The organism is Megasphaera lornae (genome assembly GCF_000214495.1).
In the GTDB taxonomy this organism is placed as follows: domain Bacteria; phylum Bacillota; class Negativicutes; order Veillonellales; family Megasphaeraceae; genus Megasphaera; species Megasphaera lornae.
Genome location: NZ_AFIJ01000039.1, coordinates 1 through 25,236 on the forward strand (window position 1 = coordinate 1; position 25,236 = coordinate 25,236).

Sequence of the window (25,236 nt, forward strand, 5' to 3'; positions counted from 1 at the left end):
GCTTTCTTTCCCAATTCCTCTCCCTGCTTAGTTAAATTGGTTTGTATTTCAGCAATAAGTTGATCCTGTGTTTTTTTCGGGTCCTGCTGTCCCTGTCCACCTGCCGGCGGTTGAGTACCTTGCGGATTACTGTTCGGGTCCTGCTGTCCGCCCGTTGTATCCGGTTGCGATTGCACTACCGGCGGTTTAGCCATAACCACTCCACCGGCGCTAATCCCCATTAACCCGATCAATACAGCTGTCGTTAATTGTTTTCCTGATAACTTCATGCTACTTCCTCCTCATACGTCTCTACATCATGTACAGGACGGTACCCGTTCTGCCATATTCCATTTCCGGAAATGAAACTTTGTTCTTTCCGAATTTATTTTCAGTATACGCTTATCCCGACGATTTGACTATTTTTTTTATGTTTTTTTCTTATATTTTAGCAGAATAGTGTGCCGCTGCCGTTCTTTTCTTCAATTTGTTTTTACGATTCCCGCTGTCGTTTTCTTAATTTTGTTATTAATATCGCCGTTTTAGCATTGTTTTTTTTTTTTTAGGATTATTTATTAATATTTTAAAATTATCGTCAATATATGTCCGTTCTTATTTTTTTATAATTTTCCCACCGCTTTATAAGATATAAAATTCCGAGCAGCTGCGATAAAAACCGCCGCTGTCAAATGACGCTGCAAAAAACATACGAGCGAACGAAATTTCTTTCATTGGCCCGTATGTTTTTCTGTCAGGCGTCTTGGTCGTAGTCTTGTAACGCCGCTACGGTATAGTACGCATTGTCTTTTCCTTTATCGGCAAACACGCGCAATACTTCCCGCGCCGTATCCAGCGAGGTCAGGCAGGGCACGGCCAATTCCACCGCCATGCGTCGCAGATTGAAACCGTCCCGTTCGGGATGTTTTCCGAAGGTCAAGGTATTGAGGACCAGGTCAATCTTGCCGTCCCGCAACAGGGTGGCAATCGTTTCTCCGCCTTCGTGGATTTTACGAACTACCGTCACTTCCAGACCGTTTTCCTGTAAGTATTTTCCCGTACCGGTCGTTGCCATAATCCGATACCCCAAGTCGCAAAATCCGTGTGCCAGTTGCAGGGCTTCCGCTTTGTCGCGATCGGCTACGGTTACGAGCACGGTGCCCCCGGCGGGTACCCGCATTTTGGCACCGCTAACGGCTTTATATAAGGCTTCCGAATAGGTTTTACCGATACCCATGACTTCGCCCGTCGATTTCATTTCCGGTCCCAAGGCAATTTCCGCCAAGCCGATTTTACTGAAGGAAAATACGGGCGCTTTAGCCGCCACATGTGATTTTGCCGGTAACAGACCGCTGCCGTACCCCATTTCCGCCAAGGTTTCGCCTAAGGCAATACGAGTAGCCAATTCGACAATCGGCACATGGGTGACCTTACTCAAGAAGGGCACCGTACGGCTGGAGCGGGGGTTTACTTCAATGACGTATAACTTTCCTGCAGCCACCACAAATTGCATGTTGACCGCCCCTTTCACTTGCAGTTCCAAAGCGATGCGGGTCGTATAGTCGACAATTTGCGCCGTCATTTCTTGCGTGACGTGCTGCGGCGGATACACGGCAATAGAATCGCCGGAATGCACGCCGGCCCGTTCGACTTGTTCCATAATCCCGGGAATGTACACGTCCGTTCCGTCCGCCACGGCATCTACTTCAATTTCTCGTCCCACCATGTATTCGTCAATTAAAATGGGGTGATCCGGCGAGGCAATAACGGCTTCGCGCAAGTATCGTTCCAATTCGCTTTCGTTATACACAATTTCCATGGCGCGCCCGCCCAAAACATACGACGGTCGCACAATCAGAGGAAATTGCAATTCTTTTGCCACCCGCATGGCTTCCGTGTCACTGGTGGCGATTCTTCCGTCCGGTCGGGGAATGTGCAGTTTGGCCAGCAGTTCATCAAACCGTTCCCGGTCTTCCGCCCGATCCATGCCGTCCACGGAAGTGCCCAATATGGCCACGCCGCGCCGTGCCAGGGGGGCGGCTAAATTAATCGCCGTTTGGCCGCCGAATTGGCAAATGACGCCGACCGGTTTTTCTTTTTCCACCACCGCCATAACGTCTTCTACGGTCAGGGGTTCAAAATACAGACTGTCGGAGGTGTCAAAATCGGTGCTGACCGTTTCGGGATTGTTGTTGACAATAATGCTCTTCATGCCCAGCCGACGTAACGCCCAGGAAGAATGGACCGAGCAATAGTCAAATTCTATACCCTGGCCGATCCGAATCGGTCCCGAGCCGAGAACGATGACGCTCCGCTCTCCCAAGGGACGCACTTCATCTTCCGCAGCATAGCAGGAGTAGTAATACGGCGTGGCGGCGGCAAATTCGGCGGCACACGTATCCACCATTTTGAAGGTGGGGCGCACGCCCAGTTGCGTCCGAAAAGCCCGGACTTCGCTTTCCGTTTTACCCGTCAGTTGCGCCAAACAACTGTCCGGCATGCCGTATTTTTTAGCCTGCACGACCGTTTCCGGCGTCAAGCCCTGCGTCCGCAATTCCTGTTCCAACTCCGTCAAATGTTTAATTTTACGAATAAACCATACGTCATACCCGGTAAGCATATGTATTTTTTCTTCGCTAATACCCAATCGCAAGGCGCGGGCTACGACAAAGATTCGTTCATCATCTTGTTTTTTCAGAAGATCGACAATATCAAGGAGCGATTTATTTTCTATGTGCGGGAGTGCCAAATAATCGACGCCGATTTCCAGCGATCGCACGGCTTTGAGCAGGGCGCCTTCAAAGGTGCGATCCAACGCCATGACTTCTCCGGTGGCCTTCATCTGGGTGCCCAAGGTTTTATCGGCAAGGGAGAATTTTTCAAACGGCCAGCGGGGGAATTTGACGACACAATAATCCAAGGTCGGTTCAAAGCAGGCAGTAGTCTTACCGGTAACGGCATTGGGAATTTGATCCAAGGTTTTTCCCAAGGCTACTTTGGCGGCTACTTTGGCGATGGGATAGCCCGTCGCTTTGGAGGCCAAGGCGGAAGAACGACTGACCCGCGGATTGACTTCAATAACGTAATACCGGTTGCTCTTCGGATCCAACGCGTATTGTACATTGCAGCCGCCTTCGATTTTCAGGCGGCGAATGATTTTTAGGGACGCCGTACGCAACATTTGATATTGTAAATCATTCAAGGTCTGACTGGGCGCCACGACAATAGAGTCGCCCGTATGCACGCCTACAGGGTCAATGTTTTCCATATTGCAGACAATAATACAATTATCCGCTTTATCCCGCATGACTTCATATTCGATTTCTTTCCATCCGGCCACCGACCGTTCCACCAAAATTTGATGAATCGGACTGAGTTTGATGCCGCGTGCGGCAATGGCGGCGAGTTCCTCTTCCGTATAGGCAATGCCGCCGCCGGTGCCGCCCAAGGTGTACGCCGGTCGTACAATGATGGGATAGCCGATGGTCCGGGCAAAGTCCAGGGCGGACGACACGTCTTCAACAATGTCGCTTTCCGCTACCGGCTGATCAATATCTTTCATAGCTTTTTTGAACAGTTCCCGATCTTCCGCTTCCTGAATGGCGGCCAAATCCGTTCCCAACAAGGTCACGTCATACGTTTTCAGCACGCCCGCCCGGGATAATTCGACCGCCATATTCAGCCCGACTTGTCCGCCCAAGGTAGCCAGTAATCCGTCCGGTCGTTCTTTTTTGATCACCGCCGTCACATATTCCAAAGAAATGGGTTCCACATAGACGCGATCGGCAATGTCTTCATCGGTCATAATGGTTGCCGGATTGCTGTTAATGAGGACGACTTCCACACCTTCTTCTTTCAAGGCCCGGCAGGCTTGAGTGCCGGCATAGTCAAATTCGGCCGCCTGTCCGATAATAATGGGACCGGAGCCGATGACGAGCACTTTTTTTATATCCTTTGCCATCTTAGCATTCCTCCATCATTTTCACAAATTGTTCAAATAAATATAAGCTGTCCGTCGGTCCCGGCGAAGCTTCGGGATGATATTGAACGCACATGATGTGTTGCGACGGCACGACAAACCCTTCCAATGTATTATCATGTAAATGACGATATGTGACCTGCGCCGTCGGCGGCAACGTATCCGCCGCAATCGCATAGCCGTGATTTTGTGAGGTAATATATACCCGTCCCGTTTGCACATCCTGCACGGGATGATTGGCGCCGCGATGCCCGAAAGGTAATTTATAACTTTTTCCCCCTAAAGCCAGCCCGAGCATTTGTAGGCCCAGGCAAATGCCGAAAATAGGTTTCTTGCCGATCATTTTCTTTACTTCGTCGACAATATAGGGAATGTCCTGCGGATCGCCCGGCCCGTTACTAAGGAAGATACCGTCAGGCTGTACGGCCAACACCTCTGCCGCCGGGGTCGTCGCCGGAAAAATGGTCAGGCGGCAGTTGTTACGAACTAAATCCCGCAAAATATTTTGTTTCGCGCCGTAATCCATTACGGCAACGTGATATGTTCCGCTCCCCGCCGTTTTAATGTCCCGCGTAGTGACCTTTCGCACCCATTGCGTTTCCAACGGTCGGGCTAAGGCCGCCCGAATATCCGCCGTTGCCGCCGTTTCCGGCACCAGTACCCCTTTCATTACGCCGTGTTGCCGAATTTCCCGAGTAATCGCCCGCGTATCCGTATCGTACAGGCAGGGAATATGGTGATTCATCATAAAGGTGGACAGGGGGCCTTCATTTTGCCAGTTGCTCGGTTCCCCGCAAAGTTCGCCCACAATAAACCCGGCCGCATAGGGGCGTTCCGCTTGCTCAATTTCATGAAATAAGCCGTAATTTCCCATAAGCGGATAGGTCATAGTTATGATTTGCCCGGCATAGGAAGGATCGGTGAAGGTTTCCTGATACCCTGTCATGGCAGTGTTGAATACGACTTCCCCCATTGCCGGCGCCGATGTCAACAGTTTTCCGTAAAAGCGTTTGCCGTTTTCTAAGACGAGCATTCCGTTCATGCCGATACCTCCCCGCGTTTCATAACAATCCTGCCGTCCACAATCGTGGCTGCCGGTTTCCCTTTAAATACCATGCCGTCAAACGGCGACAACTTACTTTGCGAATAAAAGTTTTTCGCCTGTACCGTCCATTCCGCCTGCAAATCCAAGAGGGTCAGATCGGCCGCACATCCTTCCGCCAACACGCCGCCGGGAACCTGCAAAATAGCTGCCGGGCGCACACTCATGGCTTCTACAATCGCCGTCAGATCCATGCGACCGGTGTGATATAAATGGGTCAAGACCGCGCCTACACAGGTTTCCAAGCCGACAAATCCGGAGGGCGCCGCATTAAATTCTCGATCTTTTTCATCCCAACTGTGCGGCGCATGATCCGTCACGATCGCATCAATCGTGCCGTCCTGCAAACCGGCCAACACGGCCGCGCGATGTTCTTCCGACCGCAACGGCGGATTGACTTTAAAGCGCGTGTCATACGTGCGCAGCGCTTCATCCGTAAATATCACATGATGCGGCGTCGCTTCCGCCGTAACGGGAATCCCCGCCGCCTTGGCACGGCGTACCATAGCAACGGCGTTTTTCGTACTGATATGGGCAATATGCACGGCGCATCCCGTAGCTTGCGCCAATAAAATATCCCGTGCCACCGCAATATCTTCAGCAACCGCCGGTCTGCCTTTCAGACCCAGTGCGGCCGATACGGCGCCTTCGTGCATGACGCCGTCGGCAATCAAATGCGTGTCTTCACAATGGTCAATAATCACTTTTTTCAGCATACTGCTGTATTCCATGGCTTTGCGCATGAAATCGCAATTTTCCACATAATGCCCGTCATCGGAAAATGCCGCCACGCCGGCTTTAACCATGCCGCCCATCGCCGCCAATTCCCGACCTTCCATACCTTTGGAAACGGCGCCGATAATCTCCACTTTCACGTGACTTTCTTTTTCTATGTGATAGCGCAAGCCGTCCGCAATCAGTGCCGAATCAATGACGGGACTCGTATTCGGCATCGTAGCCACCCGGGTAAAGCCGCCGGCGGCCGCGGCCGCCGTACCGCTGTCCAGGGTTTCCTTGCCGGATTGTCCCGGCTGGCGCAAATGTACATGCATGTCGATCAACCCGGGCGTGACCGTCAACCCGGAAGCATCCAACGTGTCGTCCGCCTGCAGGGATAAATGCGGTCCCATAGCGCGGATGATTCCGTCTTCTATATAAATATCGCAAAGTTCATCTTGTTTTTTTGCCGGATTAACGACTCTACCGTTCTTAACGAGTAAGGTCAACGTCATCGCCTCCTATAATGGTTAAATACAACACGGCCATCCGTACGGATATACCGTTTTTCACTTGTTCCTGAATGGCCGAATGCGCACCGTAGCAAACATCCGTGCCGATTTCCAAGTCCCGGTTCATAGGGCCGGGATGGAGAATTAACACATCCTTTTTCGCCGCTTGCAACCGGTCCCGATGAATGCCGAAAAGAGAGGCGTATTCCCGATCCCCGGGGAAAAAGCCGCTTCCCTGCCGTTCCTTTTGAATACGCAAAACATTGATAACATCCGCATTTTCCAAAGCTTCCGCCAAGTCATAATGTACGGTCACCCCCAAAGAGGCCATTTCCGGCTGCAACAACGTACGCGGTCCTACCAAATGCACGTCGGCGCCCAGCGTTTTCAAGCCGTAAATATTGGAACGGGCCACGCGCCCGTGATCAATATCGCCGACAATCACGACTTTAAGACCGTCTATATGCCCTTTGACTTCCGCTATGGTAAACAAATCCAGTAAGGCCTGTGTCGGATGTTCATGCGCGCCGTCCCCGGCATTGATGATAAGCGGGTCCACACATTGGCCGGCAAAAAACGGCGCGCCTTCCTGTTTGTGCCGCATAACAATAGCATCCACGCCCAGCGCCGTAACGGTCAATAACGTGTCGCGAAAACTTTCTCCCTTTACGAGGGAGCTGATGGCCGGCGTAAAGTTTAACACGTCGGCACCCAAATATTTGGCGGCCAGTTCAAAGGAGCTGCGCGTTCGTGTACTCGGTTCAAAAAACATATTCGCCACCGATTTACCGTGCAGCAGCGGCAATTTTTTATTGTCGCTGTTCACGACGGTTTTCATTTTTTCGGCGACTCGCAAAATAAGCTCCAAATCTTCTTTCCCTACGCCTTCCAGCCCGAACAGACTCTTTCCTTTGATACTCACGCGGAACCCTCCTTATAAAAAAAGACCTTTGCCGTCCGGCAAAGGTCCGTTACTGGGCATAATCAACACCCTACCTTTTTAGCCTCTCCGGACTATGTTAAAGGTATATGTATGTATAGAACTAAGCACGTCGGCCTCACAGGACCGCCTTCATGCTCTGTATCTTATTGTATCCGTACCGGTCGGGAAAGTCAAGCAAAACTTTCCCGACCGGTACCTTCCCGGAACCGCTGCCTTACGTGTCGGCAACGGCTTCCCGCAAGACCACTTGTTCAATGCCGTCCGTATCCCGCATTTGCACGGATACTTCTTCGCGCCGCGACGTCGGCACATTTTTACCGACATAATCGGCGCGAATAGGCAATTCGCGATGTCCCCGATCAATGAGTACGGCCAGTTCGATGATTTGCGGCCGCCCCAATTCCATAATGGCATTCAAGGCCGCTCGCACCGTTCTTCCCGTATACAGCACATCGTCAATAAGAATGACCGTTTTGCCGTCCACTTGAAAGGTCTTTTCCGTACTGCTGATTTCGCTGACACGACTTTCCCGCCGATCGTCACGATAGGCGGAAACATCAATTTCATATACGGGAACGCCGCACCCTTCAATCTGTTCCAATTCCGCCGCCAGGCGTTTTGCCAAGGGCACTCCGCGCGTATGAATACCGATGAGAATCGTTTGCTCCAGTCCCCGATTCCGTTCAATAATTTCGTGAGCAATGCGCCGCACGGCACGACTCATGGCTTTCGCATCTAACAGTTGCGTCTTTTCTCTCCACATAGTTTCACCTTCTCATGAATGTGTACGAATGCGTTCCAAACAAGCTGAAAAATCGGCTGCCGGCGGAGCTTCTACATGCATCGGTTCGCCGGTAACGGGATGAACAAAATCCAAGCAGCGGGAATGTAAGACTTGCCCTTGAATGGGAAAATCATCACGCTTATACCCGTATACGGGGTCATTCACCACCGGATGACGAATATACGCCAAATGTACGCGAATTTGATGGGTACGCCCCGTTTCCAGTCGACATGCCAGCCAGGTATACTCGCCATATCGCTGTAACACGTGAAAATGTGTCGTCGCTTCCCGGCCGCCTTTAAAGGTAACCGCCATTTTAATACGGTCTTTCGGATGTCGCCCGATGGGAGCCTCGATCGTTCCCCGTTCTTCCGCAATATTGCCGTGTACTAATGCCCAGTATGTACGATGGGCCGTATGGGCTTTTATTTGCGCTGCCAACCCCCGATGGGCCGGGTCGGTTTTCGCGACAACCATCACGCCCGACGTGTCCTTATCCAGACGATGCACAATGCCCGGTCGTATGACGCCGTTAATGCCCGACAATTCGCCGCCGCAATGGTATAAGAGGGCATTCACCAGGGTACCCGACGGATTGCCGGGGGCCGGATGCACCACCATGCCGCGCGCCTTATTGACGACAATAATATGCGCATCTTCGTATAAAATATGCAGGGGAATATTTTCAGGTTCGGCCGACAAGACTGCCGGCGGCGAAAAGGAAACCGTAATACATTGCCCGTCTTCCAACCGGCAATTCGCCTTCCCCATATTGTCCTGCACCCGTACCAGCCCTTTTTTTATCAAGTCCTGCGCATACGTACGAGATACGGACAGCATGCGGGCCACATATACATCCAATCGCACCCCTTCATCGGCCGGCGTGCTCTGCCAAGTCTTTTGCTCCATCCTGTTTCCTCACTTTGTTGAACTGTGTGTCCAACTATACCACAATAATAAGAGGACACCGATAACAATGCCCATATCGGCAACGTTGAATACGGGCCAAACACGAAAATCGAAAAAATCCACCACTGCGCCTTTTAACGCCCGATCCAAGGCATTTCCCAAAGCGCCGCCCAATAACAAGCCCAAGCCGCAATGTATCAGCCGGCTGCGGGGAATGTTACGGTAAAATACACCGTATAACAAGAATAGAATGACGGCCACCAATAAAAACAGCCATTGTTGATTTTCCAACACCCCGAAGGCGGCTCCCCGATTGACAATATACGTAAGATGAAAAAAATCCGGTATAACCGGAATGGATTCATGTAAAAACATGCTTCGTTGAATAACGGCTTTCACCGCCTGATCCGCCGCTGTAAGCACTGCAGCAATGATAATAACTTGCACTACGCGCCTCCTACTATACACCTACTCTCACAATGGTACTATCCTATCACAGAATATAGCAAATTTCAATCCTTCCCGGTTTCCTGCAATAGCCGTTCCACTGCCGCCGGCTTACGCGTCATCATCTGCGTATGACCGGGGCGAATATCCGCTTTTAATACGACTTCCGTCCGTATGCCGCGATCGGCAAAGTAGGCCGTCGCTTCTTTTACTACGGCCATAACCGCATCCCATTCTCCTTCTATTTCCGTAAACATGGAATTTGTCCGGTTCGCCAAACCGGATTTGCGAATAATACGCACAACTTCCGCAATATCCGCCGCGTATTCATCCCCGGTACCGCAAGGGGCGATGCAAAGTGCGATCAATGTATTCATATATCTTCTCCCGGAATATTTTCTTAATTTTATTTAAGTATAGCCATTTTTTCGGTCCGCCGCAAGAGCGGCAAAAAAAAACGCAGCGTCCGACGCTGCGCGCTGCGTATCAAGCAGTTCTCACCAAGCGGCGTTACGGCGCGGCTGTAAAGTTGTCGCCAACACCGTTTCCCCGTCATAGCTGAAGCAAATTTCCCCTATTTGTATTTGTTTTGCCAATATTTTCGGCAGCCAAAGAGCATCGGCCTTCCACATGGACGAATACGGAATGTCCTGCGGCGCAAAAAAAGCCGGGGCCATTTCTTCCGTTTCTTGCGGCGTGCCTTGAAAATCATAGACCATATACACATATCCCCAATGATTCCATGCCGGCCGGTCCTGAAAGCGGAAAAACAGGCGCGCCGCCCCCTGCAAAGCCGTTTCCGCCGCCAGTAACCCCGCTTCTTCCCGCAGCTCTCTTACGGCGCATTGCCGTATTGTTTCCCCGGCTTCTATTTTACCGCCGAAGCCGTTCCACTTGCCGGCGCCGAAGCCCCGTTTTTTTCTTCCCAACAGCACTCGTCCTTGTGCATCCACCGGGAAACATAACCCCGTATCTCTCATCGTTTTTGCCGAAAATAGGCATATTCTTTTGCCAATTCCGTCAACATATATTGTACGGTCCACGAAATATTATGAGGCGTAAGCATTGCCTTTAAAGGGACACTTTTCAGACGGCTGCCGCGAATTGCGTCCAATAGGGTATGCACATCTTTATTTTCAAAGCCGCAAAGTACAATCGCTTCCTGCGTGACCGGTTCTTCAATAACAATCGAATCTCCGGCCGTTTCCTTTTGTTCTTCCGCGACTTCCGCCGCCGTCGGTTTCAGGTTTTCGATTGCTGCAATTTCTTGCGGCGACAAGCCCATAACTTGGCCGATCGTGCGCTCTTTTTCTTCTTCTCCCACCGGTCGCACCGGAGCTTTTACCAATACTGCCAAAGGTTTTAATTGTTGCAGCCGTTCTTTTGTAAAATTAATTGCCAATACCGTTTTCTGTGCCATACGTCCACCTCTCCTCTTTCCTATAAAAAAGCCGCTGCAGTTTCCCACAGCGGCTCGGCAGCCTTCCCGCCGTACGGGGAGCAAGACTGTTTTCGACTATACTAATTCAATAATCACCATCGGTGCGGCATCGCCCTGACGTGCGCCGGATTTAATAATCCGCGTATACCCGCCTTGACGGTCTTTATACTTCGGTGCTATTTCATCAAACAACTTTTTAACCACGCCTTCATCCATCATGTACGCCAACACTTGACGTCGTGCATGCAAGTCGCCGCGTTTTGCCAACGTCAGCATTTTATCCGCAATTTTACGCAATTCTTTTGCTTTCGCTTCTGTCGTTTCAATGCGTTCATGTTGGAATAAAGAGGTAACAATGCTGCGCAATAATGCTTTCCGTGCAGAGCTGTCACGTCCCAACTTTCTATAAGCCATCGTTCATCCTCCTCGAATTATTCTTCGTCAGATTTCAGATCAAATCCGTAATCTTTCAATTTTTCAATAATTTCATCTACCGATTTCTTACCCAAGTTACGAATCTTGGACAAATCTTCTTCCGTCCGTTCAACCAAGTCGCCTAAGGTATAAATGTTAGCCCGTTTTAAGCAATTGGATGCCCGCACGGATAAATCCAACACGTCAATTTTTACCTGGCTGAGTTCCGGTCCTTCTTCCACTTCCGGTTCCTCCCCTTCCGGCGTAGTGAAGGGGGCCAACGCTTCATTCGCTACCGGATCGCTGGCAATTTTTTGGAAGTAATCCAAATAGCTGACCATAATAGAAGCCGCCTTGGCAACGGCATTTTCCGCGGCAATACTGCCGTCCGTCTTTACTTCCAGGGTCAACGAATCATAGTCCATTTCGTTGCCTACCCGTATATTTCCCACTTCATACTTGGTACGCATTACCGGCGAAAAAATCGAGTCAATCGGAATGACGCCGATCATATCCGTTTCCTTCTTGTTTTTAGTAGAAGGAATATACCCTTTGCCGCGTTCAATATGACATGTCATATAAATATGCGCATCTGCATCCAACGTAGCCAAATGAAGTTCGGGATTTAAAATTTCTATGTCTGAGTTTACATCAAGATCTTTGGCGGTAAATTCACATTCACCGTTAACATCGACGCTAATATCCAGTTCATTTACGTCATCACGAGTAAATCTTAAGCGAAGCTGTTTTAAATTCAGGATAATTTCCGAAACATCTTCTCGTACTCCCTGAATCGTCGAAAACTCGTGTAACACGCCGTCAATTTTAATAGAAGTGATTGCCACACCGTCCAATGAAGAGAGGAGGACGCGTCGCAAGCTGTTGCCCAACGTGATTCCGTACCCCCGATCCAGGGGTTCACATACGAATTTTCCATAGGTGCCGTCGTCGCTTCTTTCAACGGTTTTAACTTTAAATTTGTTATCTTCGATCATTAGGAAAATCCTCCCATTCCAGAATCAAACCAACTTGGTAACTGTTATACACGTCTACGTTTCGGCGGACGGCAACCGTTATGCGGGATAGGAGTTACGTCTTTAATGGAATTAACTTCCAAACCGGCTGCTTGTAATGCCCGAATAGCCGCTTCGCGACCGGATCCCGGTCCTTTTACGAATACTTCCACTTGCCGCAAGCCGTGTTCCATGGCCGCTTTGGCAGCTTGTTCGGCCGCCATTTGTGCCGCAAAAGGCGTGCTCTTACGAGACCCGCGAAATCCGAGTCCGCCGGCACTGGCCCAGGACAAGGCATTGCCTTTCGTATCACTGATCGTAACAATCGTGTTATTGAACGTGGAACGGATATGCGCCGCACCGGATTCTACATGTTTCTTTTCTTTTCTTTTATTGCTTCTTACGTTATTCTTAGCCAAAATCGTTTCCCTCCTTACTCAAAAAGTATTATTTCTTTTTGCCTGCGATTGCTTTTCTCGGTCCCTTGCGAGTCCGTGCATTCGTTTTGCTGCGTTGTCCCCGTACAGGAAGTCCTGCGCGATGACGCTTGCCGCGATAGGAATTAATTTCGATAAGGCGTTTTACATTCATTGCGCCTTCCCGACGAAGATCGCCTTCCACTTTGTATTCGGAACCGATTACTTCACGGATTTTCTGCACTTCGTCTTCCGTTAAATCCCGAACGCGTGTGTCCGGATTGATACCCGTCTTTTTCAAAATTTCTTGGGAAGAAGAAAGACCGATACCGAAAATATATGTTAACCCTACTTCAACTCGTTTGTCTCGTGGTAAATCTACACCGGCTATACGTGCCATCTATTCATCCACCTCCAGTCTCTTAACCTTGTTTTTGTTTATGTTTCGGATTTTCGCAAATAACCATCACACGGCCCTTGCGCTTAATGATTTTACATTTTTCACAAATCTTTTTTACTGACGGTTTTACCTTCATAGTTAACCTCCTACGTAATACCTCTTACTTAAAGCGGTATGTGATACGACCGCGATTCAGATCATACGGTGTCAATTCCATCGTAACCCGATCCCCCGGTAAGATACGAATAAAATTCATCCGCATTTTTCCGGATACGTGAGCCAAAACGATGTGCTCATTTTCCAACTTTACTTTAAACATGGCATTGGGCAGCGCTTCTACGACGACGCCTTCTACTTCAATGACATCTTCCTTAGACATGTGTAACCTCCCTGGTCAAATCCATCCCGATCCCGGTTAATACGGATCGGATCCGTTCATTACTGATTCGTATGGCACCGGCGGGTTCCGTCGCTCCGTGCGTTTCCACACGCCGGAGATGCCGGCAATTTTTTTTCTTAGGCTTATCCGCTTTGTACTTTCTACCGTCAGCAACCCATACATACGGATAATCCAATTTGCCGACAACTATATACAAAGCCCCTTTATCTCTGCCGGCGGTACTTTGCACCACACTGCCGACAGGCTTCACGGTTTGCATGTTCCTCATGGTAAGGTCAGGATTTCCGGGCCGTTTTCGGTAATGGCTACAGTATGTTCAAAATGAGCCGCCGGTTTTTTATCGCGAGTAACAACAGTCCAACCGTTTTTCAACTGTCGTACTTTTTCACTTCCCATCGTAATCATCGGTTCAATGGCGATAACCAATCCTTCTTCCAACAGATCCCCATGTCCGGGAATGCCGTAATTGGGAACTTCCGGATCTTCGTGCATGTCCGTGCCGATACCGTGGCCCACATAATCCCGCACCACGCCGTATCCGAAAGACTCCGCATAGGCCTGCACGGCATGGCCGATATCTCCTAAGTGATTTCCCGTCACGGCTTGTTCAATCCCTTTTTGCAGGCATTCTTCCGTCACCGTGACAAGTTGCATAACTTTCGGATCCACATGCCCTACCGGAATGGTCAGGGTGGCGTCGCCATGATAGCCGTTTTTATTGACGACCAAATCGACGCTGATAATATCGCCGTCCCGCAATTTACGATGCCCGGGAATACCGTGCACCACTTCTTCATTCACACTGGCACAAATAGTGGCGGGAAATCCGTAATACCCTTTACAGCTGGGAAACGCACCGCAACTGCGAATATACTCTTCACAACGACGATCCAATTCCCCTGTAGTCACGCCCGGTTTTGCCAACTTTTTCATCAGCAAGAGAGCATGAGCCGTAATTTTACCGGCTTCTCGAATATATTCGATTTCTCTTTTTGACTTCAAAATGACCATCTTATTTACTCTTTCCAAGGCTTGCCACAATATCATTGAAAACCGCATCCATCTCTCTGGCACCGTTAATTTCGATGTAAAGATTGGAGTTTTTATAATAATCAATCAGCGGCTTGGTTTGTGCGGCATACACGCTCAGGCGTTTTTTCACCGTTTCCATTTTATCGTCGTCCCGTTGATACAACGCACCGCCGCACTTATCGCAAACCCCCGCCTTTTTTGACGGTTTAAAAGTGATATGATACGTAGCACCGCAAGAACGGCAAATCTGTCTTCCTGTCGTCCGCCGCACCAGCTCTTCATCGGGAACGGCAATGTTGACAACCCCGTTTAATTTGATTCCCAAGTCCTGCAGAATGGCATCCAACGATACGGCTTGAGAAGTCGTCCGCGGAAAACCGTCAAGAATAAATCCTTTTTTACAATCGTCTTTTGCCAACCGTTCTTTGACAATGCCGACCGTTACCGCATCGGGCACTAATTGCCCGTTGTCCATATATTTTTTGGCTTCCAACCCTAACGGTGTTTGTTCTTTTACAGCCGCGCGAAACATATCGCCGGTAGAAATTTGAGGAATACCGTAGGTTTCAATAAGTCGTTCGGCCTGCGTGCCTTTACCTGCACCGGGAGGCCCCATTAAAAGAATATACACGCCAAACTCCTCCTTTATTTCATAAATCCCTGATACTGTCTGTTCAACACTAAGGATTCCGCCTGTTTCATCGTATCAATCGCGACTCCGACCACAATAAGTAATGCCGTGCCGCCGAAATACACGCCCTGCACGCCGGTAATCCACCCGATAAAGTTCGGTAAAATGGCTACAAATGCCAAGAAGAAGGCGCCGGCAAGCGTAATTCTCGTCATAATCCGGTCGATGTGCTTCGCCGTCGGTTGTCCCGGTCGGATCCCCGGAATAAAGCCGCCGTATTTTTGCATATTTTCCGTTAATTGCGGAATATTCAATGAAATAGCCGTATAGAAATAGGTAAAGAAGAAAATCAAAACGGCATATAATACTGTGTTGGTAGCCGTTCCCCACGCAAACCAGCCGGCAATCATTTTAATGGTTGCATTCTGAGAAAATTGCGCAATCGTAACAGGGAACATTAACACGGACGAAGCGAAAATAAGAGGAATGACACCGGCCTGATTGACTTTCAGCGGAATATGTGTCGAATGTCCTCCGTACATCTTTCGTCCGACAATCCGTTTTGCATATTGCACGGTTACACGACGTTGCCCTTGGGTGACTTCCACCACTACGGCAATCATAAAAAGCGCGATAATGATAAACAGAACAGCCTGAAAAATATTAATCGATCCGGCTTGAATGTACTTATATACTGTCGAGCATCCGTTCGGAAAACGTGCGACGATACCGGCAAAGATAATTAACGATATACCGTTGCCTATACCGCCGGCGGTAATCTGATCGCCCAGCCACATTAAAAAACATGTACCCGCCGTCAAAATGACGGTCACCATCAGAACCATCGTCCAGCTGTCCACCATAAGCGCGCCGTTCACTTTTAAAGCGTAACTCATAGCCAACGCTTGAATCACTGCCAATACTACCGTGCCGTACCGTGTAACTTTCTGAATTTTGTCACGACCGTCTTGATTGTCTTTTGCCCATTGTTCAAAAGTGGGGACGACCGAAGTCAGCAGCTGCATGATGATGGAAGCGTTAATGTACGGCGTAATACTCATGGCGAGTATGGAAAACTTGCTTAATGCGCCGCCGGAAAACAAATCCAACAACCCGAATAAGTTGCCGCTGCTGAACAAGTTTTCAATAACTGAGGAGTCCACGCCCGGAACGGGAATATGGACACCCAGTCTGAAAATTACAAACATGATCAAGGTGAAAACGGCACGTTTCCGAAATTCGGGAACGTTCATTACATTTTGGAGGTTTTCCAACACCTTAGATCACCTCAACTTTACCACCGGCTGCTTCAATTTTCCGCTGTGCCGACTTCGTAAAGCCTTGTGCTACTACGGTTAAGGATTTTTCCAATTCACCGTTTCCGAGGATACGCACGCCGTCGCAAACATTTTTCAAAACACCCGCTTCGACTAAAGCAACGGGATCTACAGTAGTTCCATTGTCAAAACGATTCAATACGGACACGTTGACTTCCGCATACTGCTTTGCCCAGATGTTGGTGAAACCGCGCTTCGGCAATAACCGATATAACGGCATTTGCCCGCCTTCAAACCCCGGACGTTTGCCGCCGCCGCTACGGGAAAGCTGACCTTTCATTCCTTTGCCGGCCGTTTTGCCGTTGCCGGATCCGATCCCGCGACCTACGCGATTGCGTTTTTTCTTGGAGCCGGGAATAATCGTCATTTCATGAAGTTTCAATGCACCGCACCTCCTTCTGTATTAAATTTCTTCCACTTTAACTAAGTGTCTTACTTTATGAAGCATACCGCCGATTTGCGGCGTCACTTCTTTTACTACACTCGAATTCGTCTTCCCCAATCCCAAAGCAACTACGGTTGCCCGTTGATCTCCGGGATGACCGGCGAGACTCCTTACAAGAGTAACCTTTACTTTCGCCATTGTCTATATCCTCCTTATTAACCGTAAATTTCTTCTACAGTTTTGCCACGGAGTTCGGCCACTTTATTAACATCCTTCAATCGGGTCAAGCCTTCAATGGTTGCCTGTACCATGTTATTGGGATTGGAAGAGCCGATAGATTTTGTCAGGATATTACGTACGCCGGCCAGTTCCAATACGGCACGAACAGGGCCGCCGGCAATAACTCCGGTACCTTCGGCAGCCGGTTTCAATAACACTTGTCCGGCACCGAAAATCCCTATAATTTGATGAGGAATGGAACCGTTTTTAAGCGGTACGGATACCAAATGTTTTTTAGCGTCTTCCACCCCTTTGCGGATAGCTTCCGGTACTTCTCCGGCTTTCCCTAAACCTGCACCGACACGACCGTTACCGTCGCCGACAACTACCAGTGCACTGAAGGAAAAACGACGGCCACCTTTTACTACCTTGGCAACACGGTTGATGAATACGACATTTTCTTGTAATTCGAGACCTGCATGGTCAACTTTTGCCATGTGTTATTTCCTCCTTGATTAGAATTTCAATCCCGCTTCACGAGCGGCTGCCGCCAATGCGGCCACACGACCATGATAAAGATATCCGCCACGATCAAAAACAACCGCAGTAATACCTTTTTCCAACGCCCGTTTGGCAACTAACGCACCTACCAATTTTGCGCCTTCCACATTGCCGCCGTTATTCTGTCCTTTGATTTCTTTATCCAAAGAGCTGGCGGATGCTAAGGTAACCCCGTTCCGGTCATCAATGACTTGTGCATAAATATGAGAAAGGCTGCGAAAAACGTTCAAACGCGGACGTTCCGCCGTACCGTTAATATGCTTACGTAAACGCCAATGACGTTTTACACGAATAGCGTTTTTACTCTTTTTCAAGGAATTCACTCCCTTCTATGATGAAAATACGTAATTATTTCTTCGTACCGGCCTTACCGGCTTTACGACGAACATGTTCGCCTACATACCGAATCCCCTTACCTTTATACGGTTCCGGTAAACGATACTTGCGAACTTTGGCGGCAAATTCCCCGACATGTTCTTTGTTCGCTCCGGAAATAATGATGGATGTGGCACTGGGGCATTCAATCGTAATCCCTGCCGGCGCATCCAATTCCAAGGGGTGTGAAAACCCTAACGTAAGCGCTAATTTTTTACCTTTCATTTGCGCTCTGTAACCGACTCCGACAATTTCCAATTCCTTTTTAAAGCCGGTCGTAACGCCCGTTACCATATTGGCGATCAACGCACGCGTCAAGCCGTGCAAGGCGCGATGTCCTTTTTCATCGGTCGGCCGTTCTACGGTAATAACGTTATCTGCAACTGTAACTTTCATATCCGCATGAAGCGTACGTGTAAGTTCGCCTTTCGGGCCTTTGACAGTAATCACTTGGCCATTAAGGGTTACATTTACGCCTGCCGGGATATCAATAGGCATTCTACCTACTCGCGACATACTGACACCTCCATTTTCTACCAGACGTAAGCGATAACTTCGCCGCCCAAACCGAGCTTACGAGCCTGTTTATCGCTCATAACGCCTTTAGACGTGGAAATTACTGCGATTCCCAAACCGCCGAGAACGCGCGGAAGTTCTTCCTTCCCTGCGTATACACGTAATCCCGGTTTAGAAATTCTCTTGATCCCGGTAATTACTTTTTCTTTATTAGAACCGTATTTTAAAGCAACTTTTAACGTCTTTCCTTCATTTACGGCTTCAAAATTTTTCACAAAACCTTCTTCTTTAAGAATTTCCAGCACAGCGGCTTTCATCTTCGAAGCAGGCATTTCTACTGTTTGGTGCTCTGCCGAATTGGCATTACGGATTCTTGTGAGCATATCCGCAATCGGATCGGTCATTGCCATAATCTAAAAACCTCCCTCCATGGAATACGTTACCAGCTGGCTTTTTTAACGCCAGGAATTTGTCCCTTATAAGCCAGTTCACGGAATGTAATACGGCAAATACCGAACTTACGAATATAACCGTGAGGACGTCCGGTCACTTTGCAACGATTGTGCAACCGTACCGGAGACGCGTTGGCCGGCAGCTGAGAAAGTGCTTCATAATCACCTTTTGCCTTTAACTCAGCCCGGAGTTCAGCGTATTTGGCAACCATTTTTTCACGTTTCTTTTCACGTTCAAGCATAGATTTCTTTGCCATTTATTAAAATCCTCCTTATTGCTTTTCAAAAGGCATGCCCATCAACGTTAACATATGACGGCTTTCTTCATCCGTTTTTGCTGTCGTTACGATGGTAATATCCATACCGCGGGCTTTATCGATTTTATCATATTCGATTTCCGGAAAAATAAGCTGTTCTTTCAACCCCAACGTATAATTACCGCGACCGTCAAAGCCGGTAGCGCTCACACCGTGGAAATCTCGAACCCGGGGTAATGCCAAGTTCATCAGCTTATCAAGAAATTCATACATGCGTTCTCCGCGCAAGGTTACCTTGCAACCGAGGTTCATGCCTTCACGAATCTTAAAGGCGGCAATGGATTTTTTCGCCTTCGTAATGATCGGCTTCTGTCCGGAAATAATCGTCATATCATTCACGGCGCCGTCCAACGCTTTGGAGTTCGTTACCGCTTCCCCTACCGCCATGTTGATAACAACCTTTGTTACCTTCGGAATTTGCATGACATTTTTATAATTATGTTTTTCCTGTAATCCTTTCACCACTTCGGAAAGGTATTTGTCTTTTAATCTGGACACTCTCAAGGCCCTCCCTTCTGAATTAGATAGCTTTACCGCTCTTTACGGCAGTCCGCACTTTAGTACCGTCGGCTTGCTGAACCATTTTTACACGAGTCGGTTTGCCGCTTTCAGGATCTACGAGCATAACGTTGGAAACATGAATGGCCGCTTCCTTCGTAATGATGCCGCCTTGAGGATTGTTCTGGCTCGGTTTGGTATGACGTTTTACAAGATTAAGACCTTCTACAACGACACGTTCCTTTTTCGGAAATGCTGCAATTACCTTACCTTTTTTGCCCTTTTCTTTGCCGGCAATAACGATCACTGTATCGCCTTTTTTCACGTGCATTTTACCCATTGAGAACACCCCCTCCGCTTATAATACTTCCGGAGCCAGGGAGATAATCTTCATGAAGTCTTTTTCACGCAATTCTCTGGCAACCGGCCCAAAAATACGAGTACCTTTAGGACTTTTATCATTATTGATTACAACTGCTGCATTTTCGTCAAACCGAATATAGGACCCGTCCACACGCCGTAACCCTTTCTTTGAACGAACGATAACAGCTTTTACTACGTCGCCTTTCTTGACAACGCCACCGGGTGATGCATCTTTAACAGATGCCGTAATGATATCACCAATGTTGCCATATTTACGATACGAGCCGCCCATGACCTGAATGCACAAAAGTTTTTTAGCACCGGTGTTATCGGCAACATTCAACATAGTTTCTTGCTGAATCATGGCTTAACCTCCTAATTTATCCAAGCTTACTGAGCTTTTTCTACGATTGCAACAACTCGCCAATGTTTATCTTTGGACAGACGACGAGTTTCTTCAATACGCACAATATCACCGATCCGGCATTCATTGTTTTCATCATGCGCTTTAAATTTTACCGATGAAATAATCGGTTTTTTATACAGTTTATGCTGTGTTTTATATTCGACAGTAACAACCACGGTTTTGTCCATCTTGTCGCTGACGACTTTGCCTACACGGATTTTCCGTTCATTTCTTTCCATCTGTGCTGTGACCTCCTTTTAGATTCCAATAAAAAACTTATGCCTGCGCGTTCAGTTCCGCTTCGCGCTGTATCGTTTTAATGCGAGCAATAGTCTTTTTAACTTCACGAATACGCTTTGGATTTTCTAATTGGCCGGTCGCATGTTGAAAACGGAGGTTAAACAATTCTTCTTTCAAGCTAACCACTTTTTCATTCATTTCGGCAGCACTAAGATTACGGATTTCTTTAACCTTCATTTTGTTCACCACCTAATTCCTGACCTCTGACAACAAACTTCGTTTTAATCGGCAATTTATGGCCGGCAAGACGCATAGCTTCACGAGCCACTTCTTCCGATACGCCGCCCATTTCAAAAAGCACACGTCCCGGTTTGGCAACAGCTACCCAATATTCCGGTGCCCCTTTCCCGGAACCCATACGAGTGCCGGCGGGTTTTGCCGTAATCGGTTTATCCGGAAAAATTTTAATCCAAACCTTACCGCCACGTTTAATATACCGTGTCATGGCAATACGTGCGGCTTCAATTTGACGATTCGTGATCCAGGACGGTTCAGCAGCCACTAAGCCGAATTCGCCGTGTGCCACTTTATTACCGCGCAATGCTTTCCCTTTCATACGACCGCGGAATTGCTTGCGATATTTAACTCGTTTCGGAATTAACATTACGCTTCACTCCCTTCGCGTTTCTTTTGCGGAGCTTGTTTCGCTTCCGGTAAAATTTCTCCTTTATAAATCCAGCATTTAATCCCTATACAACCGTACGTAGTATGCGCTTCCGCGAATCCGTAATCAATATCGGCGCGAAGTGTATGCAAAGGAATAGAGCCGTCACGAACACTTTCGCTGCGGGCAATTTCCGCCCCGCCCAAACGACCGGAGCACATAATTTTAATTCCTTTAGCCCCCATGCGCATGGTACGCCCTACGCATTGCTTCATAGCACGACGGAAGCCGATACGACGTTCCAACTGCCCGGCAATGTTTTCCGCAACCAGGGTGGCATCCAGTTCGGCTTGTTTAATTTCGGCAATATTAACATCCACAGCTTTGGATGTGAAGCGTTTCAACGCTTTTTTGATATCTTCAATGCCGGCACCGCCACGACCGATAACCATGCCCGGTTTTGCAGTGTGAATAATCAATTTGATGCGTTTAGCAGACCGTTCGATTTCAATACGAGAAACGCCTGCAATGAATAACTGTTTCTTTAAGAATTCACGGATTTTTACGTCTTCATTCAGAAGTGTTGCATAGTCCTTTTCGGCATACCATTTCGCATCCCAGGGTTTTACAACGCCGACCCGAAATCCATGGGCATTAACTTTTTGACCCACTACGTTTCCCTCCTTATGCTCTTTCTTTTACGACAACAGTCAAATGACTGGAATGTTTCAAAATTTTAAAAGCCTGTCCGCGACTGCGGGGATGAATACGTTTCATCGTCGCATCCTGGTCTACAAAAATTTCCGAAACATATAAATTATCAATATTCATATCGTTGTTATGTTCCGCATTTGCCATGGCGGAGCGTAATGTTTTTTCCACTACGCGCGACCCCACTTTCGGAGTGAATTTCAAAATGGCAAGAGCTTCCGCCGCATCTTTCCCCCGAATTAAGTCCACTACGATTCTAATCTTACGGGGGGCAATGCGAATATGTTTAGCAACAGCTTTTGCTTCCATTAGTGTTACCTCCCTTATTTACCGGTTGTTTTTTCAGATTTGGCATGTCCTTTAAACGTGCGTGTAGGAGCAAATTCTCCCAACTTGTGACCTACCATATCTTCCGTAACATATACGGGTACATGTTTGCGGCCGTCGTGAACTGCAATGGTATGCCCTACAAAGCCGGGTAAAATCGTCGATGCACGAGACCAGGTTTTAATAACTTTCTTTTCATTGGCTTCATTCATGGCGTCTACTTTTTTCAAAAGATGTGCGGCGACAAATGGGCCTTTTTTTACGGATCTGGACACTTATTTATCTCCTTTCCAATACCTATTTACGTCTCTTCACAATAAACTTGCCGGAAGCTTTTTTAGCATCCCGCGTCTTAACACCGTAAGCAGGTTTACCCCAAGGAGTAACCGGACGTTTACGGCCGACAGGAGCTTTACCTTCACCGCCGCCATGAGGATGATCACACGGATTCATTACAACCCCGCGGTTTCCGGGACGAACGCCCTTCCAACGGGAACGACCGGCTTTACCGAGCGTAATGTTTTCATAATCCGTATTCCCGACAATTCCCACAGTAGCACGGCAACGAACATGTACTTGACGCAATTCGCCAGAAGGTAACCGCAATAACGCATAGTTTCCTTCTTTAGCCATAAGCTGTGCCGATTCGCCGGCGGACCGCACCATTTGTGCGCCTTTGCCGATTTTCATTTCCACATTATGTACCAAGGTACCTAAGGGAATATTTGCCAACGGCAAGGCATTCCCCACCTTAATATCCGCTTCCGGGCCGCTGTAAAGTACATCGCCGACTTTCAGGCCGTTAGGAGCAATAATATATTTCTTTTCCCCGTCCGCATAAAACAAAAGTGCTATGTTCGCGGAGCGATTCGGATCGTATTCGATCGTCGCCACTTTAGCGGGAATGTTATCTTTAATACGTTTAAAATCAATCAAACGATAGCGGCGTTTATGTCCTCCGCCCTGATGGCGAACAGTCATTCGACCGCTGTTGTTACGACCGCCCTTGTTGGTTACTTTTACCAGCAAGGATTTTTCCGGTTTAGACGTCGTAATTTCTTCGAACGTAGAAACTGTCATAAAACGACGACTAGCGGAATACGGCTTAAATGATTTAATGGCCATTATAGTGCCTCCTCCTTCAATTCCTTATTCCTTATGCGCCTTCAAAAAATTCAATAGTTTCGCCTTCCTGAAGGGTAACAACGGCTTTTTTATAATCCGAACGTTTGCCTTCGAATTTACCCATACGTTTTACTTTTCCCAGCACGCGAATCGTAGCTACGCTTTTTACTTTTACGTTAAATACGCTTTCCACCGCTTTGCGTATTTCAATTTTATTCGCATGCAGAGGTACCTTGAACGTATATTTGCCGTCAGACATGAGCATCGTCGTTTTTTCAGTAATAATCGGTTTCAACAACAGATCATGCATATCCATTACGCGAGCACCTCCTCAATCTTCGCTACAGCGCTCTTGGTTACGAACAATTTCGTATAATGGAGCAAATCAAAAATATTCACGCCTTCTGTAGAAATCGCTTTCACGCCTTCAATATTACGTGCACACCGGATAACAATTTCATCGTTGTCCGTAACGAACAAAACTTTTTCTCCCGTAAATTGGAAGTTCTTAATCAAGGCTACGACTTCTTTCGTTTTAGCCGCCGCCAACTTAATTTCATCCAATACGAACAATTCGTTCGTATTAACTTTATCGCTCAACGCGGATTTTACAGCCAATCTTCTTGCCTTACGCGGCATTTTCTGCGCATACGAACGCGGATGGGGTCCCCAAACGGTACCGCCGCCGACCCACAAGGGGCTGCGCGAACTGCCTACACGGGCCCGACCGGTTCCTTTTTGTTTCCAAGGTTTTCTGCCGCCGCCGCGAACCAGGCCTCTGGTTTTCGTGGAATGCGTACCCAAGCGTTCATTGGCGAGTTGACGAAGCAATGCCTGACGCATTACGGCTTCGTTTACTTCAACGCCAAATACGCTATCGTTCAATTCGATTTCACCGGTTTTAGCGCCGGTAATATTATACGTACTTACTTTTGGCATTATAATTTATCCTCCTTCCTGTATGACAACTCTTAGCGGGGTTTTACCGTATCACGGATCATTACCAGGCTTCCTTTAGCCCCGGGAATACCGCCTTTGATCAAAATAAGGTTTTTATCCATGTCCACTTTCACTACAGACAGATGCAATACTGTAGCTTGATTACCGCCCATTTGTCCAGGAAGTTTTTTACCTTTGACGACCTTACCGCCGCCGCCGCTGATCATAGGTCCGAGAGAGCCCGGTTCACGATGAGATTTGGAACCGTGTCCCATAGGCCCGCGGTGAAAACCGTGCCGTTTAATCGTACCTGCAAAGCCCTTTCCCTTGCCGGTGCCAATTACGTCGACGAGATCGCCGCTTGCGAATATATCAGCTGCCAGAGTTTGGCCAACCGTGTATTCCGGTGTATCCGTCAAACGCAATTCGCGAAGATACTTCACAGGATTGACGCCTGCTTTTGCAAATTGTCCTTTAACAGGTTTTGTCAAATGTTTTTCTTTTACTTCGCCATAGCCGATCTGAATGGAGTTGTATCCGTCCGTGTCTACCGTTTTTACACGTACTACTACATTCGGGGACGCTTCGACGACAGTAACGGGAACGACCGCACCTTCTTCCGTAAAAATCTGAGTCATTCCCAACTTTTTACCCAAAATAGCTTTAGACATAATCGCACCTCCTC

41 protein-coding genes are annotated in these 25,236 nt (G+C 48.2%); all 41 read right to left on the minus strand.

Annotation, left to right across the window (positions count from 1 at the left end; genetic code table 11):
* Positions 1 to 269: hypothetical protein (locus HMPREF1039_RS06360; RefSeq protein WP_007391642.1), on the minus strand; the 269-nt coding region annotated here is incomplete at its 3' end.
* Between the two features lie 461 nt (positions 270 to 730).
* Positions 731 to 3,937 (minus strand): carbamoyl-phosphate synthase large subunit, encoded by a 3,207-nt coding sequence (carB, locus tag HMPREF1039_RS06365; protein ID WP_007391745.1) that lies wholly within the window; start codon positions 3,935 to 3,937, stop codon positions 731 to 733.
* Position 3,938: 1 nt separating this feature from the next.
* Positions 3,939 to 4,997, minus strand: coding sequence for a carbamoyl phosphate synthase small subunit (locus tag HMPREF1039_RS06370; protein WP_007391653.1), 1,059 nt, complete (start codon positions 4,995 to 4,997; stop codon positions 3,939 to 3,941).
* Positions 4,994 to 6,283, minus strand: coding sequence for a dihydroorotase (locus HMPREF1039_RS06375; RefSeq protein WP_007391678.1), 1,290 nt, complete (start codon positions 6,281 to 6,283; stop codon positions 4,994 to 4,996). The genes HMPREF1039_RS06370 and HMPREF1039_RS06375 overlap by 4 nt, the downstream gene beginning before the upstream one ends.
* Positions 6,267 to 7,208, minus strand: coding sequence for an aspartate carbamoyltransferase catalytic subunit (locus HMPREF1039_RS06380; RefSeq protein WP_007391697.1), 942 nt, complete (start codon positions 7,206 to 7,208; stop codon positions 6,267 to 6,269). The genes HMPREF1039_RS06375 and HMPREF1039_RS06380 overlap by 17 nt, the downstream gene beginning before the upstream one ends.
* A gap of 235 nt (positions 7,209 to 7,443) precedes the next feature.
* The gene (pyrR, locus tag HMPREF1039_RS06385; RefSeq protein ID WP_007391623.1) at positions 7,444 to 7,992 is read right to left on the minus strand and encodes a bifunctional pyr operon transcriptional regulator/uracil phosphoribosyltransferase PyrR; all 549 of its coding nucleotides are present in this window, start codon (positions 7,990 to 7,992) and stop codon (positions 7,444 to 7,446) included.
* Positions 7,993 to 8,004: 12 nt separating this feature from the next.
* Entirely contained in the window at positions 8,005 to 8,922 is a 918-nt protein-coding gene (locus HMPREF1039_RS06390) for an RluA family pseudouridine synthase (protein ID WP_007391672.1), read from the minus strand.
* 9 nt (positions 8,923 to 8,931) lie between these two features.
* Complete coding sequence (lspA, locus tag HMPREF1039_RS06395) at positions 8,932 to 9,369, minus strand: signal peptidase II (protein WP_007391741.1); 438 nt, start codon at positions 9,367 to 9,369, stop codon at positions 8,932 to 8,934.
* A gap of 65 nt (positions 9,370 to 9,434) precedes the next feature.
* Positions 9,435 to 9,746 (minus strand): thiamine-binding protein, encoded by a 312-nt coding sequence (locus tag HMPREF1039_RS06400; protein ID WP_007391628.1) that lies wholly within the window; start codon positions 9,744 to 9,746, stop codon positions 9,435 to 9,437.
* A gap of 120 nt (positions 9,747 to 9,866) precedes the next feature.
* Complete coding sequence (locus tag HMPREF1039_RS06405) at positions 9,867 to 10,349, minus strand: 8-oxo-dGTP diphosphatase (protein ID WP_007391693.1); 483 nt, start codon at positions 10,347 to 10,349, stop codon at positions 9,867 to 9,869.
* Positions 10,346 to 10,789, minus strand: coding sequence for a DUF3783 domain-containing protein (locus tag HMPREF1039_RS06410; protein ID WP_007391710.1), 444 nt, complete (start codon positions 10,787 to 10,789; stop codon positions 10,346 to 10,348). The genes HMPREF1039_RS06405 and HMPREF1039_RS06410 overlap by 4 nt, the downstream gene beginning before the upstream one ends.
* Before the next feature lie 96 nt (positions 10,790 to 10,885).
* On the minus strand, positions 10,886 to 11,224 hold the full coding sequence (gene rplQ / locus HMPREF1039_RS06415; protein WP_007391650.1) for a 50S ribosomal protein L17: 339 nt from the start codon (positions 11,222 to 11,224) through the stop codon (positions 10,886 to 10,888).
* Between the two features lie 17 nt (positions 11,225 to 11,241).
* Positions 11,242 to 12,219, minus strand: a complete 978-nt coding sequence (locus HMPREF1039_RS06420) for a DNA-directed RNA polymerase subunit alpha (protein WP_007391622.1) — start codon at positions 12,217 to 12,219, stop codon at positions 11,242 to 11,244.
* Positions 12,220 to 12,263: 44 nt separating this feature from the next.
* On the minus strand, positions 12,264 to 12,656 hold the full coding sequence (rpsK, locus tag HMPREF1039_RS06425; RefSeq protein ID WP_006943150.1) for a 30S ribosomal protein S11: 393 nt from the start codon (positions 12,654 to 12,656) through the stop codon (positions 12,264 to 12,266).
* A 28-nt stretch (positions 12,657 to 12,684) separates the two neighbouring features.
* Positions 12,685 to 13,053 (minus strand): 30S ribosomal protein S13, encoded by a 369-nt coding sequence (rpsM, locus tag HMPREF1039_RS06430; protein ID WP_007391725.1) that lies wholly within the window; start codon positions 13,051 to 13,053, stop codon positions 12,685 to 12,687.
* Positions 13,054 to 13,075: 22 nt separating this feature from the next.
* Positions 13,076 to 13,189: a 50S ribosomal protein L36 gene (gene rpmJ / locus HMPREF1039_RS06435; protein ID WP_007391661.1), complete on the minus strand. Its 114-nt coding sequence runs from the start codon at positions 13,187 to 13,189 to the stop codon at positions 13,076 to 13,078.
* A 24-nt stretch (positions 13,190 to 13,213) separates the two neighbouring features.
* Positions 13,214 to 13,432, minus strand: a complete 219-nt coding sequence (gene infA, locus HMPREF1039_RS06440; protein WP_007391714.1) for a translation initiation factor IF-1 — start codon at positions 13,430 to 13,432, stop codon at positions 13,214 to 13,216.
* Positions 13,425 to 13,712 (minus strand): KOW domain-containing RNA-binding protein, encoded by a 288-nt coding sequence (locus tag HMPREF1039_RS06445; protein WP_007391637.1) that lies wholly within the window; start codon positions 13,710 to 13,712, stop codon positions 13,425 to 13,427. Before HMPREF1039_RS06445 ends, infA begins: the two co-directional genes overlap by 8 nt.
* 5 nt (positions 13,713 to 13,717) lie before the next feature.
* Entirely contained in the window at positions 13,718 to 14,464 is a 747-nt protein-coding gene (map, locus tag HMPREF1039_RS06450; RefSeq protein WP_009369635.1) for a type I methionyl aminopeptidase, read from the minus strand.
* Position 14,465: 1 nt separating this feature from the next.
* Positions 14,466 to 15,116, minus strand: coding sequence for an adenylate kinase (locus tag HMPREF1039_RS06455; RefSeq protein WP_007391704.1), 651 nt, complete (start codon positions 15,114 to 15,116; stop codon positions 14,466 to 14,468).
* A 14-nt stretch (positions 15,117 to 15,130) separates the two neighbouring features.
* Positions 15,131 to 16,393, minus strand: coding sequence for a preprotein translocase subunit SecY (secY, locus tag HMPREF1039_RS06460; RefSeq protein WP_007391729.1), 1,263 nt, complete (start codon positions 16,391 to 16,393; stop codon positions 15,131 to 15,133).
* A 1-nt stretch (position 16,394) separates the two neighbouring features.
* Positions 16,395 to 16,835, minus strand: coding sequence for a 50S ribosomal protein L15 (gene rplO, locus HMPREF1039_RS06465; protein WP_007391615.1), 441 nt, complete (start codon positions 16,833 to 16,835; stop codon positions 16,395 to 16,397).
* 21 nt (positions 16,836 to 16,856) lie between these two features.
* Entirely contained in the window at positions 16,857 to 17,036 is a 180-nt protein-coding gene (gene rpmD, locus HMPREF1039_RS06470; protein WP_007391707.1) for a 50S ribosomal protein L30, read from the minus strand.
* Between the two features lie 17 nt (positions 17,037 to 17,053).
* On the minus strand, positions 17,054 to 17,554 hold the full coding sequence (gene rpsE / locus HMPREF1039_RS06475; protein ID WP_007391619.1) for a 30S ribosomal protein S5: 501 nt from the start codon (positions 17,552 to 17,554) through the stop codon (positions 17,054 to 17,056).
* A gap of 18 nt (positions 17,555 to 17,572) precedes the next feature.
* A complete protein-coding gene (gene rplR, locus HMPREF1039_RS06480) occupies positions 17,573 to 17,932 on the minus strand; it encodes a 50S ribosomal protein L18 (RefSeq protein WP_007391688.1) in 360 nt (119 codons plus the stop codon).
* Positions 17,933 to 17,966: 34 nt separating this feature from the next.
* The gene (gene rplF / locus HMPREF1039_RS06485; protein ID WP_007391733.1) at positions 17,967 to 18,509 is read right to left on the minus strand and encodes a 50S ribosomal protein L6; all 543 of its coding nucleotides are present in this window, start codon (positions 18,507 to 18,509) and stop codon (positions 17,967 to 17,969) included.
* 17 nt (positions 18,510 to 18,526) lie between these two features.
* Positions 18,527 to 18,919 (minus strand): 30S ribosomal protein S8, encoded by a 393-nt coding sequence (gene rpsH / locus HMPREF1039_RS06490; RefSeq protein ID WP_007391649.1) that lies wholly within the window; start codon positions 18,917 to 18,919, stop codon positions 18,527 to 18,529.
* A 29-nt stretch (positions 18,920 to 18,948) separates the two neighbouring features.
* Positions 18,949 to 19,218: a 30S ribosomal protein S14 gene (gene rpsN / locus HMPREF1039_RS06495; RefSeq protein WP_007391683.1), complete on the minus strand. Its 270-nt coding sequence runs from the start codon at positions 19,216 to 19,218 to the stop codon at positions 18,949 to 18,951.
* A 15-nt stretch (positions 19,219 to 19,233) separates the two neighbouring features.
* The gene (gene rplE / locus HMPREF1039_RS06500) at positions 19,234 to 19,776 is read right to left on the minus strand and encodes a 50S ribosomal protein L5 (protein WP_007391614.1); all 543 of its coding nucleotides are present in this window, start codon (positions 19,774 to 19,776) and stop codon (positions 19,234 to 19,236) included.
* 22 nt (positions 19,777 to 19,798) lie between these two features.
* Complete coding sequence (gene rplX, locus HMPREF1039_RS06505; RefSeq protein ID WP_007391687.1) at positions 19,799 to 20,116, minus strand: 50S ribosomal protein L24; 318 nt, start codon at positions 20,114 to 20,116, stop codon at positions 19,799 to 19,801.
* A gap of 18 nt (positions 20,117 to 20,134) precedes the next feature.
* Entirely contained in the window at positions 20,135 to 20,503 is a 369-nt protein-coding gene (gene rplN / locus HMPREF1039_RS06510) for a 50S ribosomal protein L14 (protein ID WP_007391728.1), read from the minus strand.
* Between the two features lie 26 nt (positions 20,504 to 20,529).
* The gene (gene rpsQ / locus HMPREF1039_RS06515) at positions 20,530 to 20,784 is read right to left on the minus strand and encodes a 30S ribosomal protein S17 (RefSeq protein ID WP_007391699.1); all 255 of its coding nucleotides are present in this window, start codon (positions 20,782 to 20,784) and stop codon (positions 20,530 to 20,532) included.
* A gap of 37 nt (positions 20,785 to 20,821) precedes the next feature.
* Positions 20,822 to 21,022 (minus strand): 50S ribosomal protein L29, encoded by a 201-nt coding sequence (gene rpmC, locus HMPREF1039_RS06520; RefSeq protein WP_007391634.1) that lies wholly within the window; start codon positions 21,020 to 21,022, stop codon positions 20,822 to 20,824.
* On the minus strand, positions 21,012 to 21,449 hold the full coding sequence (gene rplP / locus HMPREF1039_RS06525) for a 50S ribosomal protein L16 (RefSeq protein ID WP_007391744.1): 438 nt from the start codon (positions 21,447 to 21,449) through the stop codon (positions 21,012 to 21,014). The genes rpmC and rplP overlap by 11 nt, the downstream gene beginning before the upstream one ends.
* Positions 21,449 to 22,120, minus strand: coding sequence for a 30S ribosomal protein S3 (gene rpsC / locus HMPREF1039_RS06530; RefSeq protein WP_007391664.1), 672 nt, complete (start codon positions 22,118 to 22,120; stop codon positions 21,449 to 21,451). Before rpsC ends, rplP begins: the two co-directional genes overlap by 1 nt.
* A 13-nt stretch (positions 22,121 to 22,133) precedes the next feature.
* Positions 22,134 to 22,469, minus strand: a complete 336-nt coding sequence (rplV, locus tag HMPREF1039_RS06535) for a 50S ribosomal protein L22 (RefSeq protein WP_007391681.1) — start codon at positions 22,467 to 22,469, stop codon at positions 22,134 to 22,136.
* A gap of 14 nt (positions 22,470 to 22,483) precedes the next feature.
* A complete protein-coding gene (rpsS, locus tag HMPREF1039_RS06540; RefSeq protein WP_007391640.1) occupies positions 22,484 to 22,762 on the minus strand; it encodes a 30S ribosomal protein S19 in 279 nt (92 codons plus the stop codon).
* A 22-nt stretch (positions 22,763 to 22,784) separates the two neighbouring features.
* Positions 22,785 to 23,612: a 50S ribosomal protein L2 gene (gene rplB, locus HMPREF1039_RS06545; protein ID WP_007391717.1), complete on the minus strand. Its 828-nt coding sequence runs from the start codon at positions 23,610 to 23,612 to the stop codon at positions 22,785 to 22,787.
* Between the two features lie 31 nt (positions 23,613 to 23,643).
* Positions 23,644 to 23,928 (minus strand): 50S ribosomal protein L23, encoded by a 285-nt coding sequence (gene rplW, locus HMPREF1039_RS06550; RefSeq protein ID WP_007391657.1) that lies wholly within the window; start codon positions 23,926 to 23,928, stop codon positions 23,644 to 23,646.
* A complete protein-coding gene (gene rplD / locus HMPREF1039_RS06555; protein WP_007391690.1) occupies positions 23,928 to 24,551 on the minus strand; it encodes a 50S ribosomal protein L4 in 624 nt (207 codons plus the stop codon). The genes rplW and rplD overlap by 1 nt, the downstream gene beginning before the upstream one ends.
* Before the next feature lie 32 nt (positions 24,552 to 24,583).
* The gene (gene rplC / locus HMPREF1039_RS06560) at positions 24,584 to 25,222 is read right to left on the minus strand and encodes a 50S ribosomal protein L3 (RefSeq protein WP_007391624.1); all 639 of its coding nucleotides are present in this window, start codon (positions 25,220 to 25,222) and stop codon (positions 24,584 to 24,586) included.
* Positions 25,223 to 25,236 lie beyond the last annotated feature (14 nt).